Genomic DNA, 24,851 nt, shown 5'->3' on the forward strand with positions numbered 1-24,851 from the left:
CATATCATGGCTTCACGTGGTGTTAACAAAGTTATCCTGATTGGAAATCTCGGTCAGGACCCCGAAGTTCGGTATATGTCCAATAATGGCGGAGCGGTAACGACATTATCACTGGCGACCTCAGAGCAGTGGCGCGATAAGCAGTCCGGCGAGATGAAGGAAGTGACTGAATGGCACCGGGTGGTGATATTCGGAAAGCTTGCTGAAATCGCCGGGGAATATCTGCGTAAAGGCTCTCAGGTCTATATCGAGGGCCAGCTGCGTACCCGTAAATGGCAGGGGCAGGATGGTCAGGATCGTTACTCCACCGAGGTGGTGGTTTCCGTGAATGGCGTTATGCAGATGCTGGGTGGCCGTTCGCAGGCATCTTCCCGTTCATGGGGCGAACCTCAGCAACCCACCACGCCAGCTTACAGCGGGCAGCCGGCTAATAAGCCAGCTAATAAAGCGCAATCCGTTCAAACCGCGCAGTCGTCAGCAGGTAATGCTGCGGGTGAGCCATTTGGTTTTGACGATGATATCCCGTTCTAGGATTTACCCTGGCCTTTATGTGAGTCATAACTCCAGAAGCCCCGATATTCGGGGCTTTCTTTATTTTGGGGCAGGGTAAATTTGACTGGGAACTTTTGGGTGTTACCGCGAAGGAGTGCAAAGGGTAATCAGGGAACTGCCAGCCTCGAGTGATAGTTTAGGGCTGCTCTGTGGCAAGAGCGGACGTTGGAGTCTCAGAGGCCCTTAAAAAGGATGGTTTGTTTTACATGGATACTTACACAACGCCTACGCCGTATCTATGTGGATTACTGTATGACTGTAATGCCTGCCTTCATTCCATCAGTTCTTGCAGTGCTTGATGTCGCATGGATAGACGAATGATAAGAATGGTTTATATACTTATCCACATCTAAAGATTTTTCAGGTACTAGCATGAAAATGACACGCTTAGAAGCTATTAAGGCATGGGGTAGAGCAAGCCGTGAAGGTAAGCCTATTCCCGATGATGTTAGAAAGGTTCTGATCAGCACTCAAAATGATAGCCATCACGATTTCGTTGACCTGCCCCCAGGATTAGATACAACCTTCAGTTAGTAATGTCGGTTGGTTTTTCTTCATATTTCCTGTTTCGCCAGTCCGTTGCGAATTCAGCTGGTGTCTGGTAATCCAGCGATGAATGAGGACGGCACTCGTTATAATCCTGCCGCCAGTCATTAATCGTTTTCCGGGCATGAAGGGGTCAGTTTGGATATCGAAAATTATTGTACGTTAAGACTACTTTTTGAACAGGTACGGGGATGGGGTTTACGCTTTGAGCTGGCGAGTTCAGCCAGCCAACAGAAACGGGGCTTTCATCAGGAAAGCCCTATGTCATTTTACTGTTCTGTGAGTTCAATCTCGGCAATAACTGGCAGATGATCACTGGCCGCCGACCAGTTAAACTCTGGAGAATTATGCGGGATTTCGAGCTTTTTCGTGTCCCATTTTTGTCCTTTGAAGGTAAAAATATGGTCGATATCAATCGCGGGATTGACTGCCGGCCAGCTGCGAGTGTCGGTTCCTGGCTTCGAGACTTCATTAAAGAAATAACCTATCTCTTTTACCGGCTGCTCTTCGCGCGTGGAATTGAAATCACCGGCCAGGATCTTAATGGCAGAGGCAATATCTTTAAAATCAGAAGGCGCATCACCGATACTAAGATCCAACAAGTAACGGGCCTGTTCGGTACGGATTGTGGGATCTTTTTGCCAGTCGAGATGTGTTACCATGATTATCGGTGCAGAATCAAACCCCGGAACCTCGACTTGCACCAGCAGGGCAACGCGCTGTTCGGCATTGCCTGATGGCAGCTTAACCACCTGTGAATGCAGAATTTTATATTTTGACAGCAGCCCCAGACCATATTCACCGTCGTCAAAATCCAACGCCTTACCAAACACGTAATGCATTTTATTAGCATCGGCAATAGTTTTTAACTGATCAATTTTCTGACTACGCTGGGTTTTGTTATCCACTTCCGGTATCGCAATAATGTCAGCGTTAATTTTTTTAATCGCTGAATTAAGTGCCGTAAAATCAGTTATATTATCGGAGGCTTCGTTCTTACCGATATTATAGGTGGCTATTCGCAGCGCTGGCTTATGCTGGGTGTAGACTTTATCGGGCACACCACCTTTTTGCACGGCAAGTATCTCATTACCTGCAAGTTTATCAGAAGCCTGTACGTGGGCTACCAGACATGCCAGTGCCGCTATAGTCAGTGCAAAACGTCTTTTCATCAAGTTCTTAGTCCCTGTTTTAAAAAATACAGTAGTGATGGTATCAAGTACAACCATTCAGTTTTGAGAGGAGTTACACAAACTTATAACGCAACGAAAATTAAGTAGATGGGGATTTTAAGGAACTGTCCTTGTGTTGCTTAGGGACAGTTTTGATATCGGAAATTATTGTCGTTAAGCCTGACTTTTGACCAACTTCTCTCAGTATCCGTATCTATTCGACTTCTGTCTGTATCTTCCGGTACAGTGCCTGAATTCGACATATCTGGGAGGGACTGTATCCTGTCGCATCAGCTGTTTCCCTTATACTCAGCTTTTTTATCTGGCGGTAATACAGTACTTTCTGGTGCCGCTCCTGGTCCGCCTGTTTCCCCCTGTATTTACCCAGCGTATGAGCCCGTTCAATTCCCTGCTTCTGGCGCTGGCGGCGAATCAGCCAGTCCTTATGCGACATAGCGGCCATCAGGTCGATAAGCATGTTATTGATGGCGGTTATCACGGCGCGGGTGAGCGGGTCAGCCTGCGAAGGGGCTTTATCTGATAGCGCCTGCCATGAGGTGGGCACATCCAGGCTGACAATCCGCAGCTCGTGTTGTTCTATCTGCTTTTTCAGCGTCATCCAGTCGCTGTTACTCAGACGGGTCAGGCGGTCTATCTGCTCGACCAGCAAAATATCATTGCGGTGACTGTCCATCAGTAAGCGTCCCAGTTCCGGGCGGTCAAGTTTTGTACCGCTGATGTTCTCCCGGTAGTAACTGGCGATTTTATGTCCCCGCTCCTGAACAAACTGCTCCAGCATCTCTTTTGCCCGATCGGCGAACTGATCTTCCGTCGATGCCCTCAAATAAGCTCTGATGAACATTTTTTCACCATATTATCGCATTTAAGTTATTGCATTCATTCTATCGCATATAGGTTATGTCATTCATCGTGTGCCGTCACGTTTTGGTTGTGGCGTCAGGGTGTACCCTTATGCGATAAGCATTTTTGTTAAAAATACCGTACCGAATAATTTATGAGGGAAACTATATAGCAAGGAGGCAGATTCTTTCTCTGTCGGAAAGAGAATCATTACTGGCATTACCGGACGATGAGTTAACGCTGACACGAATGACCTATTTCAGTGAACATGATCTGGCGCTTATCAGTGCTCACCGTAAACCCGCCAGCCGTTTTGGTTTTGCCGTCCTTCTTTGCTATCTGAAAAATGTCGGCTTTGCACCGGATAAAAAAATCCCACCCTCTGATGCGCTGCTGAAGCATATCGCCAGCAGGCTAAAACTTACCGGGGATCTCTGGCCTGCTTACCTTTCCGGCAGGGAAACCACGCGACGCGAACATTTAACCGAACTGTACCGCTATCTTGGCGTAAAATCGTTCACCGGCAAAATACAGCAGAACTGTATTACACACCTGCTGCCGATGGCGACACGCACCGATAAATGTCAACGACGGGTAAAAAGTGATCCACTTACATCTCCACCGACGATCTAATATTGATCCACCGTTTTACTCAGGATTAGCTTCAGCGATAACCCCGGCCTTTCGTTTCTGTTTCAGTCGATAGCTCTCTCCTTTTATTTGAACAACGTGTGAGTGGTGTAAGATCCGGTCCAGCATCGCGGATGTCAGCGCCGCATCACCGGCGAACGTCTGATCCCACTGCCCGAACGGCAGGTTGGAGGTCAGGATCATCGCGCTCTTTTCATAACGTTTGGCGATGACCTGGAAGAACAGTTTTGCTTCTTCCAGGCTGAACGGCAGATAGCCTATTTCATCGATGATGAGCAGCTTTGGTGCCATCACGCCACGGTGAAGCGTTGTTTTATAGCGGCCCTGACGTTGCGCGGTGGACAGTTGAAGTAACAGATCCGCCGCCGTTGTGAAGCGAACCTTGATACCCGCACGTACCGCTTCGTAGCCCATTGCTATTGCCAGATGCGTTTTCCCCACGCCGGATGGCCCCAGCAACACGATGTTTTCGTTACGCTCTATGAAGCTCAGTGAACGCAGCGACTGGATTTGCTTCTGCGGGGCACCTGTGGCGAAGGTGAAGTCATACTCTTCGAACGTTTTCACCGCCGGGAAGGCCGCCATCCGGGTATACATTGCCTGTTTACGCTGATGGCGGGCCAGTTTCTCCTCATGAAGCAGATGCTCCAGGAAGTCCATATAGCTCCATTCCTGATCCACAGCCTGTTGCGACAGCGCCGGCGCTGCGCTGATAAGACTGTCCAGTTGCAGTTGTTCGGCGAGAACCATCAGCCGCTGATGTTGCAGCTCGACCATTATGCGGCTCCTCTGCAGAACGTGTCATAGATGGACAGCGGATGATGCAGTGGCTGCCTGTCGAAGGTCACCAGGCTTTCGTCTACCTGTACGTGATACTGTTTTTTCTCTGGTGGCAGGGCCAGCATGGACTGCTGTTCTTCGATCCAGCGATCGCAGGGACGGGTCTGGATAGTTTCATGCTTCCGCTGGTTAGCGACATCGTGCAGCCAGCGCAGGCCGTATCGGTTGGCTGTTTCAACGTCAACGGTGATCCCCATCGGGCGCAGGCGCGTCATTAGCGGGATGTAGAAGCTGTTGCGGGTGTACTGCACCATCCGCTCCACCTTGCCTTTAGTCTGTGCCCTGAAGGGGCGACACAGCCGTGGAGAGAAGCCCATCTCTTTGCCGAACTGCCACAGGGATGGATGGAACCGGTGCTGGCCGGTCTGGTAAGCATCACGCTGTAGCACGACTGTTTTCATATTGTCGTACAGCACTTCCCGTGGCACACCGCCGAAGAAGCTGAACGCGTTACGGTGACAGGCTTCCAGCGTGTCATAGCGCATGTTATCAGTGAACTCGATGTACAGCATTCGGCTGTATCCCAGAACGGCAACGAACACATGAAGCGGTGATTTGCCGTTACGCATGGTGCCCCAGTCAACCTGCATCTGCCGTCCGGGCTCAGTTTCGAAGCGAACAACGAGCTCTTGTTCCTTAGGTGTGGCGAGCGAACGTATAAACTCCCTCAGGATGGTCATGCCACCACGATAACCCTGCTCAGTGATCTCGCGGGCGATAACCGTCGCAGGAATTTTATAAGGGTGGGCATCAGCGATGCGCTGACGAATATAATCCCGGTATTCATCAAGAAGCGAAGTCACTGCAGGACGCGGCGTATATTTTGGCGGCTCAGACTGCGCACGCAGATAACGCTTTACGGTATTACGGGAGATACCCAGTTCTCTGGCAATCGCCCGGCTGCTCATACCCTGCTTGTGCAGGATTTTAATTTCCATAACTGTCTCAAAAGTGACCATAAGCTCTCCCGAATCAGGAGAGCAGATTAACCCCTGGATCTGATTTCAGGCGCCGGATATGGATCACTTTCGCACCGTTGGTAACAATAAAGGTATTCTCCTGGCTGAAGAGTTACTAATCTATCTCCGGCAGAACAACGTGATAATCCCCGCGATTGATGTCGTGGAGCGTACCTGTGCTGAGGCCATGGCAGGCGGCGATAAAATCGTGTTTCAGACCCTGAATGCCCCGTTAACTCCGGCTCACAGGGATGCTCTGGATCGTTTACTTGAGTCATCGGATAATCAGTCTTCCAGGTTGACTTGGCTTCTGCAACCTCCGGGTAAAATCAATGGTAAGAACGTGCTGCAACATCTTGATCGGCTCAGTAGCATTGAATCGCTGGCATTACCGGAAGGTATAGATCGTACCATTCACCAGAACCGGTTGCTGAAACTGGCGCGGGAAGGCCGAAAGATGAGCAGCCGGGATTTGACCCGATTTTCAGCAGCCCGGCGTCATGCGATCCTGGTGTGCGTGCTGGAAGAAGCCAGAGCCATACTGACAGACGAAGTGATTGAGTTGCATGAGCGAATGCTGAACAGCCTTTTCAGCAAAGCCAAAAGAACACAGGCTGAGCGCCTTCAGCAGACCGGAAAGCTGATCCAGTCAAAACTGAGGCAGTACATCGATGTCGGTCAGGCGCTGTCTGATGCCCGCGATTCCGGTGGCGATCCATGGCTCGCAATAGAAAACATACTCCCGTGGCCTGAATTTGTCGCCAGTCTGGAGGAAACACGCCATCTCGCCAGGAAAAATAATTTTGATCCGCTGCATATTATTACTGAGAAATACAGCACATTACGGAAATATGCCCCGCGCATGTTGTCCGCTTTACAGTTAGTCGCCACCCCGGCAGCGCAGCCTCTGGCTGATGCGCTGGTTGTGATTAAGGATATGTACCGGAAACAGTCACGTAAAGTTCCGGCGACAGCGCCGCTTGAGTTTGTCCCTGAAAGCTGGCGCAAGGTGGTGATTACACCTGCGGGTATTGACCGGCAGTACTATGAATTTTGTGCGCTCAGCGAGCTTAAGGGGGCGTTGCGCTCCGGGGACATCTGGGTTAAAGGTTCACGCCGCTACAAAAACTTTGATGATTACCTCATTCCCGAAAAGGACTTTGACAAACTCACATCAGCGCTGCCCCTGCCCGTATCTGCTGATTATCATGAGTACATTACCAGCCGTATGACCCTGCTTCAGTCCAGACTTGAAGAGGTCAATGCCATGGCTGCCCTTGGTGAACTGCTCGATGTGGAAATATCCGACAGGGGCGTAAAAGTCTCTCCGCTGGATAACTGCGTTCCGGAGCAGGTTTCACCGCTGGCAGAGCTGGTTTACAGCATGCTACCGCGACCTAAAATCACGGAAATTCTCGATGAGGTAAGCAGCTGGACTACGTTTACCCGACATTTTTCGCATATAAAAAATGACATTACCCGTCCCGATACCCGCCTGCTCCTCACCACCATTCTTGCGGATGGCATCAATCTTGGCCTGACCAAAATGGCAGAAGCCTGCCCCGGGAGCACCAAATCATCACTCGAAGATATTCAGGCATGGTACATCCGCGATGAAACCTATTCAGCCGCCCTGGCAGAGCTGGTAAACGCGCAGGGGAAAAGACCACTGGCGGCATTCTGGGGAGACGGGACAACGTCATCATCAGACGGACAAAATTTCAGAACAGGCAGCTCAGGCCGCTACGCAGGGCAGGTTAACCCGAAATATGGGCAGGAGCCTGGACGTCAGTTTTATACCCATATTTCTGATCAATACAGCCCGTTTTACACCTGCATAATCAGTCGGGTCAGGGATTCAACCCATGTTCTCGATGGCCTGCTGTACCACGAAAGCGACCTGGAAATCAGGGAGCATTACACCGATACCGCTGGTTTCACCGATCATGTCTTTGCCCTGATGCATCTGCTGGGATTTGCGTTCTGTCCGCGGATCAGGGATCTCCACGACAAGAAACTGTTTATCAAAGGGAAAGCGGACCAATATCCGGCGCTTCAGTCACTGATATCAACAACCAGCCTGAATCTGAAAGAGATCGAAATTCACTGGCGTGAAGTGCTGCGTCTGGCGACATCGATAAAGCAGGGAACCGTGACGGCATCCCTGATGCTGAAAAAGCTTGCCAGCTACCCCAAGCAAAACGGACTTGCCAAAGCATTGAGGGAAATTGGCCGTATTGAACGAACGCTGTTTATGCTCGACTGGTTCCGCGATCCTGCACTGCGTCGGCGGGTACAGGCGGGGCTGAATAAAGGTGAGGCCCGTAACGCGCTGGCGCGGGCGGTATTTATGCATCGGCTGGGAGAAATCAGGGACCGAAAACCGGAAAATCAGAGCTATCGCGCCAGCGGGCTGACGCTGCTGACGGCTGCGATCTCGCTGTGGAATACCGTGTATATGGAAAGAGCGATCGATGCCCTGAAACGTAAGGGGCTTAAGATCAACGAGCAACTGCTGTCGCATCTGTCGCCATTAGGCTGGGAGCATATCAATCTGACAGGCGATTACATCTGGAAAAGCAACCGGATACCGGCTTCCGGTAAGTTTCGTCGGCTGAGACCAGCTAAAGTCGAAAGGTCAAAAAATAGCCTTAACGTACAATAATTTTCGATATCCAAACTGACCCCATGAAGAATATCGCTGAACCAGTGTTCATTCAGACACTCATCGCGAAAGCGTCCGTTAAAACTCTCAATAAATCCGTTCTGCGTTGGCTTACCTGGCTGGATAAGCCGTAGTTCCACACCATGCTCAAAGGCCCATTGATCGAGCGCGCGGCAGGTAAATTCCGGGCCCTGATCGGTTCTTATTGTCGCCGGATAGCCCCTAAACAGCGCGATGCTGTCCAGAATACGCGTGACCTGAACGCCTGAAATACCGAAAGCAGCGGTTATCGTCAGACACTCCTTCGTGAAATCATCCACACAGGTCAGGCACTTGATCCTCCGACCGTTGGCCAGTGCGTCCATAACGAAATCCATCGACCATGTCAGGTTCGGCGCATCCGGGCGCAGAAGCGGAAACCGTTCGGTTGCCAGCCCTTTACGGCGTCGTCTGCGTTTTACGCTCAGTCCATTAAGGTGGTAAATACGGTATACCCGCTTGTGATTGATGTGAAGGCCCTCCCGACGCAACAGCTGCCAGATGCGGCGGTAGCCAAAACGCCTGCGCTCCAGTGCCAGCTCAGTGATGCGCCCTGATAAATGCGCATCAGCTGCCGGACGCTGAGCCTCATAGCGGCAGGTCGACAGGGACAAACTGTAAATAGACCCGTTTTAGTTCCATACACTTTTTGAGATCCCGGCCAAATAATGGCGCTGTCGGTATTCCTCCGGTGTCATGTTATTCAGTGATTCATGCGGGCGTTCACAGTTATATTCTGATAACCATTTTTCCGTGATTTCCCGTACTTCATTCAGCGTTCTGAACAGATAAAAATCGAGTATTTCTGTTCGGTATGTCCGGTTAAAGCGCTCAATGAAAGCGTTCTGCGTCGGCTTGCCCGGCTGGATAAACTCCAGTTTTATTGCATGTTTCTCTGCCCATTCAGCCAGTGCCAGGGAGATAAATTCCGGGCCGTTATCCATACGAAGCATGGCCGGATAGCCACGGTTTGCCGCGATCCTGTCGAGTACACGGACCACTCGCTGAGCTGGCAGATTCAGATCGATTTCAATCGACAATGCCTCACGGTTAAAATCATCAACGACATTGAACGTGCGAAAACGACGGCCACAGACCAGGGCATCATGCATAAAATCGACAGACCAGCTCTGGTTCAGCGCTTCCGGCGTGGCCAGTGGCAAGGGATTACGCACCGGCAACCGTTGTTTGCCCTTACGACGAAAATTCAGCTTCAGCAGACAGTAAATACGATGGAGCCTTTTGTGATTCCACAGGTGTCCCTGCCGCCTCAGAACCTGAAAAAGTTTCGGAAAACCATATCGGGGATACCGCTCTGCCACCGCCTGCAACGCAACAATAACGGGTTCGTCACGCGTGGTATCCGGACGATAATGATAAACCGTTCTGCTCAGGTTCAGACTCCGGCAGGCCTGACGGATACTGAGTCCGAAGGTCGTTATCAGATGAGTAACCAGCTCACGCTTAAAGGCTGGTTTTAAAGCTTTTTTTCGATAACGTCTTTCAGCGCCCGGTTCTCCAGACTCAGGTCGGCAAACATCTGTTTTAGACGGCGGTTCTCGTCCTCAAGCTCCTTGATTTTCTTAATATCAGAAGCCTCCATGCCGCCGTATCTGGACTTCCAGTTGTAATAGGTGGCTTCAGAGATCCCGGCCTCGCGACAGACATCTTTAACAGTTCGTCCGGCTTCAACCGACTTAATCACGGCGATGATCTGATGCTCAGTAAAACGGGCTTTACGCATAGCGATCTCCTTCGTTGGCAGATTGATTATGCCGGATGATCTCTAAATGTGAATGGCACGATTATGCGGGATACTTACAAAACCTGTAAGCCTGCAGGCACGACGTTGCGACAGACCGGTCGCATCACACATAAACTCAACGGCTTCCCGCTTCTGGCCTGTCGTCAGTACTTTCGCCCCAGAGCCACCTGAAGTGCCTCCTTATCCAGCATGGCTTCGGCAAGTAGCTTCTTGAGGCGGGCGTTCTCCTCTTCAAGAGATTTGAGCCGCTTCACCTCAGGAACTTCCATGCCACCAAACTTCTTGCGCCAGGTGTAGAAAGTGGCGTCGGAAATGGCGTGCTTACGGCAGAGCTCACGGGCAGAAACTCCGGCTTCCGCTTCGCGAAGAATACTGATGATCTGTTCGTCGGAAAAACGCTTCTTCATGGGGATGTCCTCATGTGGCTTATGAAGACATTACTAACATCGGGGTGTATTAATCAACGGGGAGCAGGTCAATTTTATCTAATGGAGATAGTTATCACTAACATGCAATGAATATTGTATAAGCATAGCTTTCTTTTTCGTCTAAAATGCTAAATATAAAAAATAATTCAACTAATAAATAAAATTTGATATATGCAAAACTATATCGCCCCTCGTGGTTGCTTAATGCAAATCCGTCCCTAGAATTGCAAATATTTCTGTAATCACTTTTGTGGGAACTGGACTGACCCACAAAAGTGCCAACTTTCACTCCTCGCTCATAGTCGACGTTTTGCCCTGAACCTGTCTGCTAAATGCCAAAAAAAAGACATCAAGAAAGCTATTGCTCGTTAGGTCAGCTATCAAAAAATACATTACCTTCTTGGACGGATTATATATGAATGAGGGATCCGTTAAGACTTCTTAGTGTCGATGGACAACGTGTTGTTCGAGTCATTTAATGGCAGTTTTAGGGGCGAGTGACTGAACGTGCACGTGCACTGGTTTCTTGCCAGAGCAGAAAGATAAATTATCCTAATTTAGTATGGTGTTGTTTTTGGTCCAAGAATATACCAGTACCCCTACTAAATCATCAAGTAATTTAGTAGGGGGATTAATCTATTCATTTTTCTTTATATGTAAGCGAGATATTACAAAATCTCCGGAAGATTCGACTTTTGTAGTTTCATTTCGAATATATTCAGAATATAGGCAAGTGACGTTGGGATAATTAAAACTACATAATATCGCGGCTAATATATGTGGTTTTGGCCCAAATGGAATGATGGAAACGTTATAATCAGATCTTAGGGGAGAGAGCATTTGCGACATGTTGTCATAACATGTCGCAATACTATTGATTGGTAATTTTATAAGTTTATCTTCACCGCCAAGGTAGTGTGAAATAAAGTCTTTGTTTTTTTCTAAACAAGTATTCTCATAATCATAGGTTGCAGCTGGTGCGGCCATGATACCAAAGCATTTGTTTGGGTTTAGTAAGTTATATAAACGTTGAGGACCATATCTATCAAAACCCAACATGAATATTGCTGCATTATGTCTTTTGGTTAATGAAATACCCTCGCAGCCCGGAATTATGCGCAACTCACCTAGTTCAACGTTGAGATCTAAATTTCTATAGACAGCAGTTGCATATGTCAAATCAACAGTTACTCTTAATTCACAAAAATTGACTAGATAGTTTAAAATCGCAGCATACCAAGCTCGAGACATCGAAGTATAGTCAATTAATACTTTTAATTCTGTAGTGTTAATTTTTTCAATTATTTCACTTAGCACCTGTTGTATTTTTGCAATTTCCCTTTGTGAAATCTCAAGTAATTTGAAGCCAGTCCAACTTTCTGAAAAGTAATTTAAACTATCGATACGAACTGGATCTTCTTTATGTTGGTCAAAAGCTAAAACAATAACATTGTTTATATTGTTTTTATGCAATCGCGTAGCCACGTCAATACAGCGTTCTTCGTAGCCACAAGAAAATAATGCAATATCATATTTTGACTGGCTTAGCTCACCTATTGATAAGTCATCAACATGTAATTTATTCATCATCTCCCTCCCAATCTAGACTAAATTGTCCATCGTCATTATTCTTATTTATAGCCTTAAATCGACTGTATGAATAATTGTTCATTATCACAGATAATTTGATGGAGTTTCCTTTTCTTGGCATTAAGTAAAAATGAGGTGCTAAACAAAAGGCTAATGAGAATCTACCTTTTCTATTTGGCATTTTATTATCATTGTCCAATCCTCTAAAATCTGGGTAGATTAAACCTAGATCTACAGCTGTTTCTATATATTTCCATACTTTGTCATCTTCAACATCGAATGAAAATGAGTTGTATGTATCTGTATTTATTTTATCAGTATGAAGCTTGTCTTTTAAAAATCTACCAATTGTTGTAAACAAATCGAAAGCTTTCTTTCCATCCACCTCTAGGTTTAAACCATCTAACTCTGAGTATGAAAACTCTTTTAGTTTCGCACCTTGTTCCTTATCTGATAGAGGCTTAAGCTCAGTACAAGAATCAATGTTATTTGAGAAAAGATAATTGAATAACCGTAATAGACGACGCGGGTTTCCGTCAGAACATCTTACTATAAGTGAATATCCAGAAAATATAAATGGTGAAGCATTACCCTTATAACGTTGGAAGGAATCCTTTAACATCAAAGTCCCTCTCAACTTCCTTGATATTGAGCTTTCGAACAATGAATAATCTTGATCCAGTAACCTCTCCGCTCTTTTAATCGTACTGGAATCACAATACTCTCTCACTTTCTCCATCAGTTTATCATCAGGGAGTGCGTCTTTTGGGGAGTCTACTAACACTGAATTGCCTAGAAGAAACTCGAGTGTTATTTCTTTATTTATAATGGATGAGTTTTTTATTCTTTTTTTAAAAAGCTTCTCTGCGAAATTTTCGAAAAAATTATGAGAGTTATTCTTTGAGCTACCATGTAGGCCTTGCTTATCAATATTTAAATAATCAAAGTCGTGCCCCATATTTAATGGAGTACCCGTATCAGTTTCTAGGGTGTAGTGCCGGTATGGCATTGTTGTTATTTTGAACACGATCTCATTATATGACCTCATATGAGTATTCAATATTCTATGATGATCTTTTGTTAAAAATTCAGCTTCATCAATACAAACACAGAATGTGGAGGAATTAGAAAGTCCGATTTCTTTTCTTACCGTAAAAAGTGCCATTATTAGAGGCTTAAATAAATCAGCATTAAAGTTAAGACCAACCATAAGATCATCATCACTTAATTTTAGGCCTAATTTAATTTTATTGAATATAATATTCTTTTTATACTCAATAATCTCTAATTCGTTATAAATATCGGTAATTGTATTTAATTTTTTAGATAGCCACAATTCTGATATTTTATTGCAAATAGCTTTCTCCTTGGTAATTCTATCTATTTCATCCTCAACATACGAATGAAGGCAGCTTCGTATGGTATCTAGAAATCTTGCGCATGAAGATAAGTTCAAACTCCACCTAAAAAGCTGGTTATTATCATCAATGTCGCCTATTGAGTTTACCCATTCAACTTTTAAGGGAATATACGTAGCAATAAATGAGCGCTCATTTACTATTTTTCTTGCTTTTTCATCATTTAACTTAGTAAGACATTCATGAGAAAGCATTTTAATTAGAGCAGTCTTACCAGAGCCTCTAGAACCCAGTATTATATGATTTTTGTTAGAAATTAGAGATTCAAATGCTGGTGTCCAAACAAATTCTTCAGCTAATTGATTAGACGTAAAATATCTAGCATTAGAGTGCTCAAATATATTGTTAAATCCAAATAAGTTATGCATGTCATTTTCCCTTTAGCAAAATGAATAACTCATCTTGTCCTGGAGTTTTAAATATTGTAAAGCCAACTTCGTCCGATAAATCCATAATGGTCTTTTCTAGAAGTTTTCTGGAAGTATATATTATATCAGCATAATGGTTAGATAGTTCACTCCACTTAACATGTGTCTGCGTCTCAAAAAATCGCTCAATAGATTCTTTTAGCTGCTTTTTTAGTTCAACAGGTAACATGCGATTACCAAAAAACTCTTTGTGAGGTATTCCATTAATGGACTCATCTTTTGTCCACCCATGCCCTGTGTTGTGTGACCAACTTACCACCTTCCCTAAAGGGGTTTTGTTTACATCACAAATTTTATCAATTTCAATTTGATGAATAGTATTTGGTACTCCTTGGAACCACCTATCATCTAAACGCGCAGAGAAACTTCCAGCGCACAGTATATTAATAGGATGCTGATAGTCATCAGAATACTGTGCAAGCCTCGGTATATGTTTATGTCCATGCACAATAAAATTAACGTTATGCTTAGACGCAATTTCCATCAGGATAGCTGCGTTTTGTAAGATGCTATGGTCAGCGGCGTCAAAAGGTAAATCTGGCTGCTGGATTGGATGGTGATGTACAACTAGCAGATTAATCTTCCCGCTATGTGCAATCTGCATTTCTTGAAGCTTTCTATCCAGTTCTGTTAAATCCTGTTTGCGGATTACACCGTGATGAGGCTTTCTGTCATAGTGGTCAAAAACCGAACTGTTCACGCCAATGATATTTAGGTGCTCATCACTCCAAATAGCAAAATACGGTTCATTGAAATAACAGCCGAAACGAGCTCGGTCTAAACATTGTTTAAAAAAGTCATTGAACCGCAAGTTGCTATATTTGCGTTCAATTGTCATTTTAATGCTTTCTTTTGAGGTCATTGAGCGTTCTTCTTCAGCCCAGTTACCATCGTGGTTCCCTGGAACAAAGAAGACTTTTTCTTGCTCTACTCCCACAATCTCCGCAATTTCTTTCAAGCGTGTGGATGCAAGTTCAAATTCTTCTCTGGTTGCTTTATTGGTGATGTCACCCGCGACAACAAGATAGTCAGCTCTTATATCCTCTTGATTAGAAAGCTGCCGTAATTCATTTAGGAACTGATTTTTTACAGCGTTGTTAGAGCTTCCTACTGAAAACTCATTTGAAACAGCCGCGTCGCCAACGTGTAAATCACTAATGATTATTATTTTCATATGCCAGATACCCATAGGTATACTAATTCTATTGCATGATATCACAACTGTGTGATTTGTAAGGTAATCACTTAGGAAATGTAGAGTTTTAACACTGATGGTTGCGTAAGAGCAAGTATCTCTGTAATCCGAACCATTCACTTTTAGAGACTATCCGTAGAACGGTTCAATTATCCTATAAGACCAATGTCCGTTCCTCGCTCTGAGCGGACCTGTCCAGAAGTGTTTGTGCTGTGATTTATGAGCATACCTGTTATCTGATACGCCATCTTTTCGGATGGCGTTTTTTTTATCCGCGGATAATCAGTTGTTAATTGAGTGAATGCGGGGGGATTTCGCACAGTGGGGCCTGTTTTTACACTGTACAGGAAAACCCCGAATGAAACTGAATACCCGATATCATGCCCTTACTGCCATGTTGCCGCTGGTTTTGCTGGCCGGTTGTGCCAGCCAGCCGCAGAAACTGCAGCAGCGCGACATGGCTGACCCCACTCCTCCAGTCACTGTCACCCGTAACGTACAACCGGTTGCACCAGACGAATATGCCCGGACGCCGGAAGTGGTGCGCTACGACCGCTATCTGCTGGTCAGTACGGACCCACAGGCAACACAGCGTGATCCGCTCTCCCAGATTATTGATATTCGTATTCCTGCCTCCCTGCAACCGACCGTGGCTGATGCCCTGCGCTACGCGCTGAAGCAGTCCGGCTACTCTCTCTGCGCGACCGGCCCGGCAAATGGTGTGTTGTATCGTCAGCCGCTGCCGGCTGTACAGTACCATCTGGGGCCGATGCGTCTGCGTACCGCCCTGCAGGTGATGGCCGGGCCAGCCTGGCAACTGGAGACTGACGATGTCCAGCGGGTGGTCTGCCACAGCCTGCGCAGCGGTTATCAGCTGCCGGCCAGACAGCTTCCGCCCCCCCGTTCGGCGCAGGGAGGGTTTCTGAAAAAATGAGTATGAACAATGAAACACAGGCTCCGGTGCCCGGGGAGCGTAATAAAAAAGGCTTTCGGGTAAGCCGGGGGCTTATTTATGGCTGCCTGGCGGCGGTTGTTGTCGTGGGGAGCCTGGCCGGGGGCATCAAAATTGTCTCACTGGCGCTGACGGATCTGGATTCGCGCCTCGCCCGGCTGGAGTCCCGAAACAGTTCCGTTGCGACCACTGCGCAGTTATCTGTCCTGCAGTCAGATGTGAAGGTGCTGCAGACAGGGCTGGCAGAGGGAAAACAGCGTGTGGCGGAGTTGCAGGCGCAGGTGACAGCGAAGGCCGCACAGGGTGAGGACACGGCCTCATTACGGCAGACGCTGGAGAGCCTACGGGAAACACAGCTGGCGCAGGCGCGCCAGCTGAAAGCCCTGACGACAGCATATCAGTGGCTGTTTGTGAACAGCGGTGTCACGGACTGGATACAGCAGCAGTATGCACTGCAGATGGGCAGTGATAATGAACTGACCCGCCAGTTGAGTGGCTGGAGCGGATGGCTCGCCGGGTATCTGCATGAATATCTGATGGCCACGGTGTGGGTCACGATAATCACCCTGATCCGGGTGACGATTCTGGCGCTGTCACTGCCGCTATTTGCCATGGCGGTGCTGGTAGCGCTGGTCGAGGGGCTGGGGCAGCGCGATCTGCGTCGCTATGGTGCCGGTTATGAGAGTTCGTTTGTTTATCACCATGCCAAAAAAATGGTGAAGCCAGCAGTGGTGGTGCCGGTGATGCTGTATCTTTCCTGGCCAACGGCAGTGTATCCCAACCTGCTATTGCTGCCGGCTGCAATTTTGTTGGGAACGGCGATTACGGTGACCACCGCGTCATTTAAAAAGTACCTGTAAGCTGGACGGGGGCGTACAAAACTTGCTTTTGTGCGCTCCCGTCAGCAGACAAGCCCCGTAACAACGGTTACTGGCGCGTCAGTCGCTTTCATATTCCTTCAGAGACGAACTCACCTTTTCTCTTACGCGTTGCAGGAAACTGAGGGCATCAGTACCCCATAAGTCAGGATCAAACTCCAGATCGTAGCGCTTCCTGAACGTTTCTTCCGGATCGTCAACTTCCTCCAGGAAAAGGTCAATATCAGCGATTAACCCATAGCGCATAGCAAAATGGCTATCGGCGATAAATGCGTCAATTTTGGGTTCGATTTCATCACTGTCATCGATAAGATCGTAATCCTGCCCGAAGTAAACAGTGATAAAGCAGTCAAGCTCATTAAGGTTCATTTTTTTCATATTCACACCCTGCTCAGGGGAGAGGGAAGGCCGTCAGTACGAAATAGGGTTTTCCATGCCAGTGCTCAAACCGGATGACGACCCGGACTTTGCGACAGGTTGTCACCTCTCTCGCGCCTTTGAATAACAGTATTCCCGTCTGACGTGAAAATGCACGATCCAGCTGCATTTTCGCATTCATTCCGGGAGGCAGATGCTTTACCCACATTTCAATCTGGCGCTTATTATTCCGGATAACCGCAGAAATCAGGTGTTCAGCCTCACGTGTGGTCCTGAAACTACTGACCGACTTTAGCCGGGGATTATTCTCAAGTCTGGCGCTCAGATCTTCTGGTGTTTTTCCAACATGACTTTCAAGGGTATGACCACCAGGAATACGCCCGGTTCGGGATTCATGTTCAGCCAACCTTATTCGCCCACCACGCACGGCTGCAACGCGAACGGCCCCAACTGCCAGTGCAAATCCCATCGGGATAGCGAGATCAACTGTCATTCCAACGTGAGCAGCGGTCTGGCGATTTGCTCCCAGCCCTTCAGCCAGGGACACGGCTGTATTGTAAGTATCAGTATTGATTTGCCTGCCGGTCCACATCTGGCGTACGGAAGCCTGTATGGCATCCAGGCTGTGGGTGCCTACGATGACACAACCCGCTTTAGTGAGCATAGTGGGATCGGGCGCAACACACATGACGCCCGCCCCAAACATTTCTGCCACGCCACCTGCCAGCCCCAGACCTCCCCACAGACGGTTACTGAGGGTTTCTCCCTCACTGACGGATTTATCGGTCAGAACAGCGGCAAGCTGAACCGGGGAGAGGGCCATTCTGACCCCACTATCGTCTGTCATATCCGGGACTCCCTGTTGTGCTTAAAAGGCTGGCACCATCATAACAGCCACAACCATTAATTTTCATAATCGCAAAAAGAGTTTATCGCTGACCGTCTCTCCTGTCCTGCGCATTCTGTATGCACCTTTTTAACTCCCTTTGGAGGTGTGTATGAACCCATCCCGTCCGGCCCGGCATTTGAGCGCCCGTATTCCGGGCATGACTGTCCTGCTGTTACTGACCGCTTTATCCGTATCAACGTCAACCCGGGCTGCCGAGAAAGACGAACTGGCCTCTACCGGTCAACGGCATTGCCGCTGCGCTGCGTCAGGCGTTGAGCGATAAATTTCCGCCAGAGCCGCGGGACGTTGATGAATGGCTGGCGCAAATGGAAATGGATATAGTGTTCTTTCTGTGTCTCGGGCTGCCGACCTGGCGCTGTGCACGACTGCTGAAAATGAGTACCGCTGTGTTCAGCGGGCACAAGCGTAGCGCTATGCACTAGCTGGGCCTGAATTCGGACATGGAGCTCTGGCACTTTATGGCGCCGCTAACGGAGAAAGTGTCCGGACACACTCAGTAGGTACCGGGCGGGAGCTGCTAGATAAGCACTCTGATGACAGTGATTGTTGTCGCTTCGCTGGTACGGTGTGTTCGCCTGCAGCAGGGATACCTCTTGTCACATCCGCTACCGGTACTGGCCCTTACCCACTATCTGATATGGGTTATGGTTCTTCTACCAGAGTAAAGATGGCTGACGCTGAAACCGTTGGTCCCTGAATGCGCCAATGTTATCCGGTAGTAGTGAATGACGCTATGCCTGTAATATAAAAATAAGATAACCAGCCAATGAAATTTACCGATAATGTCTGGTGGCTGCATGGTTAAAATAAAGGCTGTACCACTCAAAATTATGAATGGTACAGTTTGATATAAAGGTTTGTTATTTGTGGGTGTTGTTTTATGTGGAAATTAAAACAATAAAATGGATGGTTTTATGAATAATTTAAGTCCTCGTGTTGTTATGCTTAATAATAATGACAGAAACAGTGACAGGTCTCGGATGTTATTCTGTGGTTTTTATTGTCATTGCCATTTGATTTTTTGGCACGGCATTTCTGGACATACCTGCTATCCTGTTCAGGGAATGTAGAGTGACAGTCAGAGAGCACATCTCCGAGAGCGTCTGAATACCCAGTTTACTCATAATGCTTCGCTTGTAGCGGCTCACTGCCTTGGTATCCATTCCTGTCATCTGGGCACAAACGGCTGTGGACTGTCCATTCAGAAATAGCTGCTGCATCACCCGTATTTCTTTTGCTGTCAGTCTGAGATGATCCGCCATGCGATAACGAAATCGCTGTGGCAACCCGCTACGGATCTGTTGGATAATTTCATCAAATGGCTGTGTCAAACTGATAAAAATTCCGGAGCCGACCTGTTGGTTGAAAAGAAATCTCAGTGCCTGTGATGTAGGCTTTGCAGTAATATAACAAAGCATATTATCAGGGCTGGGCTCAATAGCAGAGTACAGCGATGGTGTTGTAACATCCAGGAAAACCACATCCGTCATCCATGGGAAAAATTCACGCATCATCTCAGTAATCCCGTGGCTGAGGTAGATATTTTTTGTTATCACTTTCATTACACTGCTCCACTAATATATTCCGAAAAATGAAAGGCACCCTGAAAATGCTCTGTTCCGGATAAAATTATTATGAATACAGTGACCGTATTTCACGGTTATGCAGAAATCAGAACTGACTGATCAGGCCCGCCAGAACGACGGGCCTCGGGCCATTATCAGAAGTTATATTTTATACCCAGCATCGCTGTGCTATTGCTGTATCCTTTATCACCCACCTGGACGCCAACATTCCCCCACATATTCAAACGATTATTTAGTTGACCTTCCACACCCACTTTCACCTCACCCAGATTGCGGGCACCGGTCTGGTTGACAGAGATGCCATCCATGGTGGCCCCGAAGTTGCGGGTATTGTGTATCCAGTTCGCTTCGACAAAGGGCTCAAAGGAACGCCCTTTTCCTTCATCCATCTGGTGGTGGCCCTTCAGAAAGGTCCGTACGCCCAGGCGGGTCATGACGTTACCATCACCTTCACTCTTCACACGGGTACCGTTTTCCTCACGGTGGTCATCCGATTTCACGCCCATCCATACGGCCTGAGCCTGAGGCTGGATAAACCAGTCGGTGTGGACTCCCTGGCTGCCGGTGTTGCCGCCGACCTTCCAGGTGTATCCGGTTTCCAGTGAGGCCGTCAAACCCTTTGATTTATAGGACTCAGAGGTCTGACCTTCTCCGCTTACATGGTTGTCAAACCAGCTGTACTGCAGCCAGGTGTCGACATACAGACCGGCCTTCTCAGCGTCGTTGGCAAACCAGGTACCGTAAATCCCCGCGCTGTAGCCATCAACGCTGCCGTGCGAGCCGTAACCGGTGCGGGAGGATGAAGTGTTGCTCTTACTGTTGCCGTAACCGGCCATTAATCCCAGATGACCACGGGCCAGTCCATCGCCGGACCACTGTGCGATATCCCCACCCAACTGAGCAACATAGCCATTGCTCTGTGTGGAGAGCTGGCCGCTGCGATCGTGCCAGCGGTTATGATTGCCCACCTGACGCAGCCACAGGCTGGTAACGCGTTTCTCGCCAGTCAGCGCGTCCACATACTGGGTTTCGCCCAGACGATCATGCAGAGTGGTGACAAACATTGTGTTAGCTGCAGTAAGGTTTGCTGTATAGCTGGCACCTTCAGGGCGAATATTGGGGGCCGGATCGGGTGTCGGGTCGGGGTCAGGCGTCGGATCCGGATCGGGTGTCGGGTCGGGGTCGGGAGTTGTACCATTATTGGTCAGATACCAGTTCCCGATGTTATCACCCTGGCCACGTACCAGGGAGTAATCATAGGCTCCAGCCACGATGCGACCCTCTTGGGTAAAGGTACCGTCCGACGCGCCCGTCACACTGATGAGCTCTATGCCGTTCAGCGCTTCATCGCCCGTGCCGCCGGCATTGGTCACGCTGACGCCGGTATTGCCGCTCGTGCTGCCTGTCACCACCATTTTATCGGTCAGAGAGTCATCCGCGCCCAGTACGGTATTGAAGCGCAGATGACCATTGTCGCCCGTATAATCGCCGTTTACCGTTAGTGAGGTTCCGGCAACGGCATTACCGGTGCCGTCGCTATGTCCGATGACCACCGTACCGCTGTTGGTCAGACTTCCTGTCTGATACGACGCCAGAGTACTACCCTGCTGCCCCAGATACAGGATGCCCTGGTTATTGACATCGCCGGTTCCCAGCGCATGGTTGGCCAGCATTCGTACCGTGCCATCTGTTACGATAGTGGTTTGCGCCGTCATGCTTGGGTTATCGCTGCTGATGTCTAGTTCCCCACCAGTGACGTTCAGTGAGCCACCACCGGTCAGATTGCCGACTACGGTACCGTTATTTACCGTCAGGTCACCACCGTTGAAATCCAGCGTACTACCGGTTTCGGTATTCAGATTTTGCAGCGTCTGGGCATAGCCATTCATATCCAGCCGGGTAGCGTCAGCCAGGTTCAGCAGACGGGTATTGCCCAGGACATTGTTATTTCCCATCTTAAGGGTACCGGCCGTTACCCACGTTGCTCCGGTGTAGTCGTTTTCACTGTTTGACAGGGAGACATCGGTATCGGTGTCAATTCGCAGGTCACCGCTGCCTGTGACCTTTGCGCTGAGGTCGGCGGCATTGCTGGTATTTCCCTCTGCATTCAGGGTCAGGGCATTATCGCCCTGAGTCAGTAGCTCCACTTCCGTCAGGCCATAGTTGATATAGAGACCGTCCTGACTGTCTCCGCTGGTAAGGCGATAATCATAGGTTCCGTTAGCAACGGTTTCGCCATTCTGGGTAATCGGGTTCATTAAGGCCGTAGAAACGGTATTGCCATCCTGGTCGATTAACCCCAGATTTCCTGCCGCTCCTGTGAGGGTTCCCCGGCTTCCGGCCACCTGCACCATCACTCCCTGCTCATCCTGCTGAAGCAAGGGAAGCGTGGTATCCGGGTGCGCTGGTGTATTTTCAAACGCAGTTCCGTCAGTAATCTGTATCTTACCGCTACCGGTCAGATTAAGATTTCCTGCTGTTTCAATGAATTGATCGCTAACGGAGGTGCCGGGAGATACGTCACCGAATACCAGTGTGCCGCCATTAAAACCCAGACCGCCAATATCCTGCGTCCCGTTACCAACGGTTGTTACGTTGCCATCCTCAATGTGAACTGTTGCATTTGTCAGTGCTGAAGTATTATCACCTGCTAATTCGAAGGTATTGTTATCCAGGAAAACGTTGCCTGTGAATTCATTACCGACGTTGGTGGTAAAGTTAAATGCGCCGTTCTGGTTGTTGGTAAGAAAGTCGCCCGCTCCGGTCAGTTTATTATTAAAGTTGTAATCCCCGGATGTTCCTGCAATAAACTGCCCGCCGGACGCGATATCAATACTACCGGAACCAAAACCTTTAGATGATGATGTGGCACTGGTATTCTCTAATGCTTTTCCCGATACATACCAGTTGCCGGTATACCCGTTGTTATCTCCCATAATTTGGGAATTGCCGGTAACGTTTGTTGCACCGCTACCATTCAGCGTATTTGAAAACTCGGAGCCATCCGTGTAGGCAATATCAAGCCCCTGTGTATTATCAGATGAGTCAGTATTTATCGTAACGGTAGCGCTGCCCAGCGCGTCATGATCTGTGATGGAAAGCAATCCTCCACTGATGAGTGTCCCTTCTGAATAGTCAGAGGCGGAAGCCAGGGTAGTATGACCTGACTGCTGCTCAACGCTTCCGTTTCCGTTGATGGGAACATCGAAAACGTATCCATCTGTACCGGGTTGCGTTGGCTGATTGTTATTAAATATGATATTATTATTACCTTCTCCACCCATCATGATTTCACTGGCGCTGATATCTGTCGGAGCGCCATATTTTGAATCACCGATATAAAGGTTTATTGCCCCACCGTTAACGCTTTGCAGGTTGATGTTATCGGTAGCTGTTATTTTTGCGCCGTGTCCAAAAATAACAGAAGTGGTGTTTCCGGAGGCCTTAGAAGAGATATTAAAGTCTCCTCCCGTGGTAACGCCAGTTCCTCCTGCATTAATGATTTGCAGCCCCGTATTTCCGGAGTTGTTACCAAGTACGTTGATGTCTCCGGTCACATCGACAACGGCAGAATAGATACCGGCCTCTGTACTCACGCTGTTAATATCAGAAGACAGCGTAACGTTGTTCGTGAGCGTTAAGTCGCCGCCGACGGTTATTCCTCTGGTGCTGCTTCCATTACTGACCAGAAATGAACCATTCGACGTATCGAGATACAAATTATTTCCGACGGTTAACTGCGAATCTCCGGCCAGTAAGAAAGATCCTTCACTGCCGTTTACCACTTTCATGTTACCTGTGACGGTAATATCCGCGCCGGGCTCTGTATTGCTCGGGCGATCTATCCAGATCTCGTTATTATCGGCAGTCAGGGTTATATTTGATGCGTTCAGCTCGGTTGCCTTTGTAGAGCCAAACATCCAGAGATGCATATCTGTCGCACCAGAGACGGTCTGAATATCTCCGACGGTTAAAACGCCGCCAGAGCTGGGGGACTGCTCAGACGTCAGGCCGCCGAGCTGCGTTCCTCCAATTTGCAGCATGCTGTTTTTCCCCATCAACAGCCCGCCGGTCGCGTTAAGGTTTCCTCCATGAATCCATAATGAGGTATCTGCATCTACAGACGGAGCCATATTCAGGGCGGTACCATCCGCTGCCGGAGCTACCTGGACATCGCTCCCCACTTCTACTGCTGCCGTTGTCTGCCACTGTAAGCCGTCACTGACAGATGTGGGAGAAGTGTAATTTGTATAGCCATTAATAGGCTGGGCGCTAACTTCACCCGCACTGAGTAACAGGGCCGGGATCATGAGGCTGTGGCTGATAATGAACCGGCGGGAGATTTTTGCCAGCGGTAATTCAGTTGGCTTTCCAGGGTTGGGGCACGACTCTGTGGTATTTGTTGTTAATGAAGAATTCCAGACAATACGATATATCCTGTTCATACTTACTAACATGGCCAACAACGCTGGTCGTATTCTTCTACCAGGAAGATGATGCATCATATTGAACACCTTTTATTATTTTCCCTCGCCGGGAATATGTAGCCTGTGCGATTAACAAATACATTGAAAAAAAACAATGAGTTATGTCATAAGATCTTTTGAAGTTAACAGCAGGATGATAATAATTGCCACATCTCCTAGCAGAGAAATGAACTTTTACTTTTTGCACTAAAGTGACGTAATTCTAGAACTCCCCCCCCATATCTGTCAAGGAATAATCTGATAAGGAATAAAGTAGCCAACTACTTGTTTCTGATTGAAAATGTTAAAACAGCCATATTAAATGCAACTTATGATGCTGAATGGATGTTGCCCAGTCCGCTCAATATTCATACCAAGCATTATTCTGTTTTTTTTACTATAAAATCATTTAGTTATGCAAAAAATATCTCTCAAAATCAGACGTTCTGGTGCAGGCTGGGCATATTTATCTCTCAATTATCACTCGGATTTATCACATAAAACATCAGGAAAACTGTATATTTCCCCTGGCCGTCCCTGGCTAGGATAAATCTGATAAATAATCCAACAAC

At 47.9% G+C, this 24,851-nt stretch carries 16 protein-coding genes and 6 pseudogenes; 7 read left to right on the top strand and 15 right to left on the bottom strand.

What is annotated here, in order from left to right:
• Nucleotides 1–6 precede the first annotated feature (6 nt).
• The gene (locus SCU88_RS02065) at nt 7–531 is read left to right on the top strand and encodes a single-stranded DNA-binding protein (protein WP_175341907.1); all 525 of its coding nucleotides are present in this window, start codon (nt 7–9) and stop codon (nt 529–531) included.
• A 393-nt stretch (nt 532–924) separates the two neighbouring features.
• A complete protein-coding gene (locus tag SCU88_RS02070) occupies nt 925–1,086 on the top strand; it encodes a hypothetical protein (RefSeq protein WP_175341829.1) in 162 nt (53 codons plus the stop codon).
• On the opposite strand, the pseudogene SCU88_RS02075 reads toward SCU88_RS02070, so the two are convergent.
• From SCU88_RS02075 to SCU88_RS02085, 3 genes and pseudogenes are all read right to left on the bottom strand, one after another.
• Nucleotides 1,079–1,228 (bottom strand): annotated as a pseudogene (locus SCU88_RS02075) (integrase core domain-containing protein); the annotation flags it as partial. The gene SCU88_RS02070 and the pseudogene SCU88_RS02075 sit on opposite strands and share 8 nt — an antisense overlap.
• 139 nt (nt 1,229–1,367) lie before the next feature.
• Nucleotides 1,368–2,270, bottom strand: coding sequence for an endonuclease/exonuclease/phosphatase family protein (locus tag SCU88_RS02080; RefSeq protein WP_175341908.1), 903 nt, complete (start codon nt 2,268–2,270; stop codon nt 1,368–1,370).
• Nucleotides 2,271–2,484: 214 nt separating this feature from the next.
• Nucleotides 2,485–3,132: a recombinase family protein gene (locus SCU88_RS02085; RefSeq protein ID WP_175341909.1), complete on the bottom strand. Its 648-nt coding sequence runs from the start codon at nt 3,130–3,132 to the stop codon at nt 2,485–2,487.
• A 167-nt stretch (nt 3,133–3,299) separates the two neighbouring features.
• Here SCU88_RS02085 and SCU88_RS02090 point away from each other — a divergent pair.
• Nucleotides 3,300–3,713, top strand: a pseudogene (locus SCU88_RS02090) (DUF4158 domain-containing protein); the annotation flags it as partial.
• Nucleotides 3,714–3,779: 66 nt separating this feature from the next.
• On the opposite strand, the gene istB reads toward SCU88_RS02090, so the two are convergent.
• Nucleotides 3,780–4,559, bottom strand: a complete 780-nt coding sequence (gene istB, locus SCU88_RS02095; protein WP_431810022.1) for an IS21-like element ISSen3 family helper ATPase IstB — start codon at nt 4,557–4,559, stop codon at nt 3,780–3,782.
• Nucleotides 4,559–5,581, bottom strand: a complete 1,023-nt coding sequence (istA, locus tag SCU88_RS02100; RefSeq protein ID WP_431810023.1) for an IS21 family transposase — start codon at nt 5,579–5,581, stop codon at nt 4,559–4,561. Before istA ends, istB begins: the two co-directional genes overlap by 1 nt.
• 85 nt (nt 5,582–5,666) lie before the next feature.
• On the opposite strand from istA, the pseudogene SCU88_RS02105 reads away from it, so the two are divergent.
• Nucleotides 5,667–8,246 (top strand): annotated as a pseudogene (locus SCU88_RS02105) (Tn3 family transposase); the annotation flags it as partial.
• Between the two features lie 23 nt (nt 8,247–8,269).
• On the opposite strand, the pseudogene SCU88_RS02110 reads toward SCU88_RS02105, so the two are convergent.
• From SCU88_RS02110 to SCU88_RS02135, 6 genes and pseudogenes are all read right to left on the bottom strand, one after another.
• Nucleotides 8,270–8,899, bottom strand: a pseudogene (locus SCU88_RS02110) (IS3-like element ISRaq1 family transposase); the annotation flags it as partial.
• A gap of 18 nt (nt 8,900–8,917) precedes the next feature.
• A protein-coding gene (locus tag SCU88_RS02115) for an IS3 family transposase (RefSeq protein ID WP_175341598.1) occupies nt 8,918–10,029 on the bottom strand; the annotation gives its coding sequence in 2 pieces (ribosomal slippage) (nt 8,918–9,768 and nt 9,768–10,029; 1,113 coding nt in all).
• 81 nt (nt 10,030–10,110) lie between these two features.
• A pseudogene (locus SCU88_RS02120) lies at nt 10,111–10,457 on the bottom strand (transposase); the annotation flags it as partial.
• 657 nt (nt 10,458–11,114) lie between these two features.
• Nucleotides 11,115–12,068, bottom strand: coding sequence for a hypothetical protein (locus tag SCU88_RS02125; RefSeq protein WP_431810077.1), 954 nt, complete (start codon nt 12,066–12,068; stop codon nt 11,115–11,117).
• The gene (locus SCU88_RS02130) at nt 12,058–13,854 is read right to left on the bottom strand and encodes a hypothetical protein (RefSeq protein WP_175341597.1); all 1,797 of its coding nucleotides are present in this window, start codon (nt 13,852–13,854) and stop codon (nt 12,058–12,060) included. Before SCU88_RS02130 ends, SCU88_RS02125 begins: the two co-directional genes overlap by 11 nt.
• A 1-nt stretch (nt 13,855) precedes the next feature.
• Nucleotides 13,856–15,088, bottom strand: coding sequence for a metallophosphoesterase family protein (locus SCU88_RS02135; RefSeq protein WP_431810078.1), 1,233 nt, complete (start codon nt 15,086–15,088; stop codon nt 13,856–13,858).
• Between the two features lie 379 nt (nt 15,089–15,467).
• Here SCU88_RS02135 and SCU88_RS02140 point away from each other — a divergent pair, with 379 nt between their 5' ends.
• Together SCU88_RS02140 and SCU88_RS02145 are read left to right on the top strand one after the other, a co-directional pair.
• Complete coding sequence (locus tag SCU88_RS02140) at nt 15,468–16,043, top strand: pilus assembly protein PilL (protein ID WP_175341595.1); 576 nt, start codon at nt 15,468–15,470, stop codon at nt 16,041–16,043.
• A gap of 401 nt (nt 16,044–16,444) precedes the next feature.
• Nucleotides 16,445–16,921, top strand: a pseudogene (locus SCU88_RS02145) (TIGR03747 family integrating conjugative element membrane protein); the annotation flags it as partial.
• 78 nt (nt 16,922–16,999) lie between these two features.
• On the opposite strand, the gene SCU88_RS02150 reads toward SCU88_RS02145, so the two are convergent.
• Together SCU88_RS02150 and SCU88_RS02155 are read right to left on the bottom strand one after the other, a co-directional pair.
• On the bottom strand, nt 17,000–17,317 hold the full coding sequence (locus SCU88_RS02150) for a contact-dependent growth inhibition system immunity protein (protein WP_175341594.1): 318 nt from the start codon (nt 17,315–17,317) through the stop codon (nt 17,000–17,002).
• 13 nt (nt 17,318–17,330) lie between these two features.
• Nucleotides 17,331–18,164: an RNase A-like domain-containing protein gene (locus SCU88_RS02155; protein ID WP_175341593.1), complete on the bottom strand. Its 834-nt coding sequence runs from the start codon at nt 18,162–18,164 to the stop codon at nt 17,331–17,333.
• A 151-nt stretch (nt 18,165–18,315) separates the two neighbouring features.
• Here SCU88_RS02155 and SCU88_RS02160 point away from each other — a divergent pair, with 151 nt between their 5' ends.
• The gene (locus SCU88_RS02160; RefSeq protein ID WP_175341592.1) at nt 18,316–18,489 is read left to right on the top strand and encodes a hypothetical protein; all 174 of its coding nucleotides are present in this window, start codon (nt 18,316–18,318) and stop codon (nt 18,487–18,489) included.
• A gap of 721 nt (nt 18,490–19,210) precedes the next feature.
• Here SCU88_RS02160 and SCU88_RS02165 read toward each other — a convergent pair.
• Together SCU88_RS02165 and SCU88_RS02170 are read right to left on the bottom strand one after the other, a co-directional pair.
• Nucleotides 19,211–19,789, bottom strand: a complete 579-nt coding sequence (locus tag SCU88_RS02165) for a LuxR C-terminal-related transcriptional regulator (RefSeq protein WP_175341591.1) — start codon at nt 19,787–19,789, stop codon at nt 19,211–19,213.
• 158 nt (nt 19,790–19,947) lie between these two features.
• On the bottom strand, nt 19,948–24,318 hold the full coding sequence (locus tag SCU88_RS02170) for an autotransporter outer membrane beta-barrel domain-containing protein (protein WP_431810079.1): 4,371 nt from the start codon (nt 24,316–24,318) through the stop codon (nt 19,948–19,950).
• Between the last annotated feature and the right edge of the window lie 533 nt (nt 24,319–24,851).

The organism is Jejuibacter sp. L23, from assembly GCF_050815825.1.
Classification (GTDB): Bacteria; Pseudomonadota; Gammaproteobacteria; order Enterobacterales; family Enterobacteriaceae; genus Jejubacter; species Jejubacter calystegiae.

Excerpts from the sequence above, each read along its gene's own strand:
- istA (WP_431810023.1), bottom strand. The coding sequence starts at position 5,581 with ATGGTCACTTTTGAGACAGTTATGGAAATTAAAATCCTGCACAAGCAG.
- SCU88_RS02140 (WP_175341595.1), top strand. The coding sequence starts at position 15,468 with ATGAAACTGAATACCCGATATCATGCCCTTACTGCCATGTTGCCGCTG.
- SCU88_RS02065 (WP_175341907.1), top strand. The coding sequence starts at position 7 with ATGGCTTCACGTGGTGTTAACAAAGTTATCCTGATTGGAAATCTCGGT.
- SCU88_RS02125 (WP_431810077.1), bottom strand. The coding sequence starts at position 12,068 with ATGATGAATAAATTACATGTTGATGACTTATCAATAGGTGAGCTAAGC.
- SCU88_RS02130 (WP_175341597.1), bottom strand. The coding sequence starts at position 13,854 with ATGCATAACTTATTTGGATTTAACAATATATTTGAGCACTCTAATGCT.
- SCU88_RS02160 (WP_175341592.1), top strand. The coding sequence starts at position 18,316 with ATGAACCCATCCCGTCCGGCCCGGCATTTGAGCGCCCGTATTCCGGGC.
- SCU88_RS02165 (WP_175341591.1), bottom strand. The coding sequence starts at position 19,789 with ATGAAAGTGATAACAAAAAATATCTACCTCAGCCACGGGATTACTGAG.
- istB (WP_431810022.1), bottom strand. The coding sequence starts at position 4,559 with ATGGTCGAGCTGCAACATCAGCGGCTGATGGTTCTCGCCGAACAACTG.
- SCU88_RS02150 (WP_175341594.1), bottom strand. The coding sequence starts at position 17,317 with ATGAAAAAAATGAACCTTAATGAGCTTGACTGCTTTATCACTGTTTAC.
- SCU88_RS02155 (WP_175341593.1), bottom strand. The coding sequence starts at position 18,164 with ATGACAGACGATAGTGGGGTCAGAATGGCCCTCTCCCCGGTTCAGCTT.
- SCU88_RS02080 (WP_175341908.1), bottom strand. The coding sequence starts at position 2,270 with ATGAAAAGACGTTTTGCACTGACTATAGCGGCACTGGCATGTCTGGTA.
- SCU88_RS02070 (WP_175341829.1), top strand. The coding sequence starts at position 925 with ATGAAAATGACACGCTTAGAAGCTATTAAGGCATGGGGTAGAGCAAGC.
- SCU88_RS02085 (WP_175341909.1), bottom strand. The coding sequence starts at position 3,132 with ATGTTCATCAGAGCTTATTTGAGGGCATCGACGGAAGATCAGTTCGCC.
- SCU88_RS02135 (WP_431810078.1), bottom strand. The coding sequence starts at position 15,088 with ATGAAAATAATAATCATTAGTGATTTACACGTTGGCGACGCGGCTGTT.
- SCU88_RS02170 (WP_431810079.1), bottom strand. The coding sequence starts at position 24,318 with ATGATGCATCATCTTCCTGGTAGAAGAATACGACCAGCGTTGTTGGCC.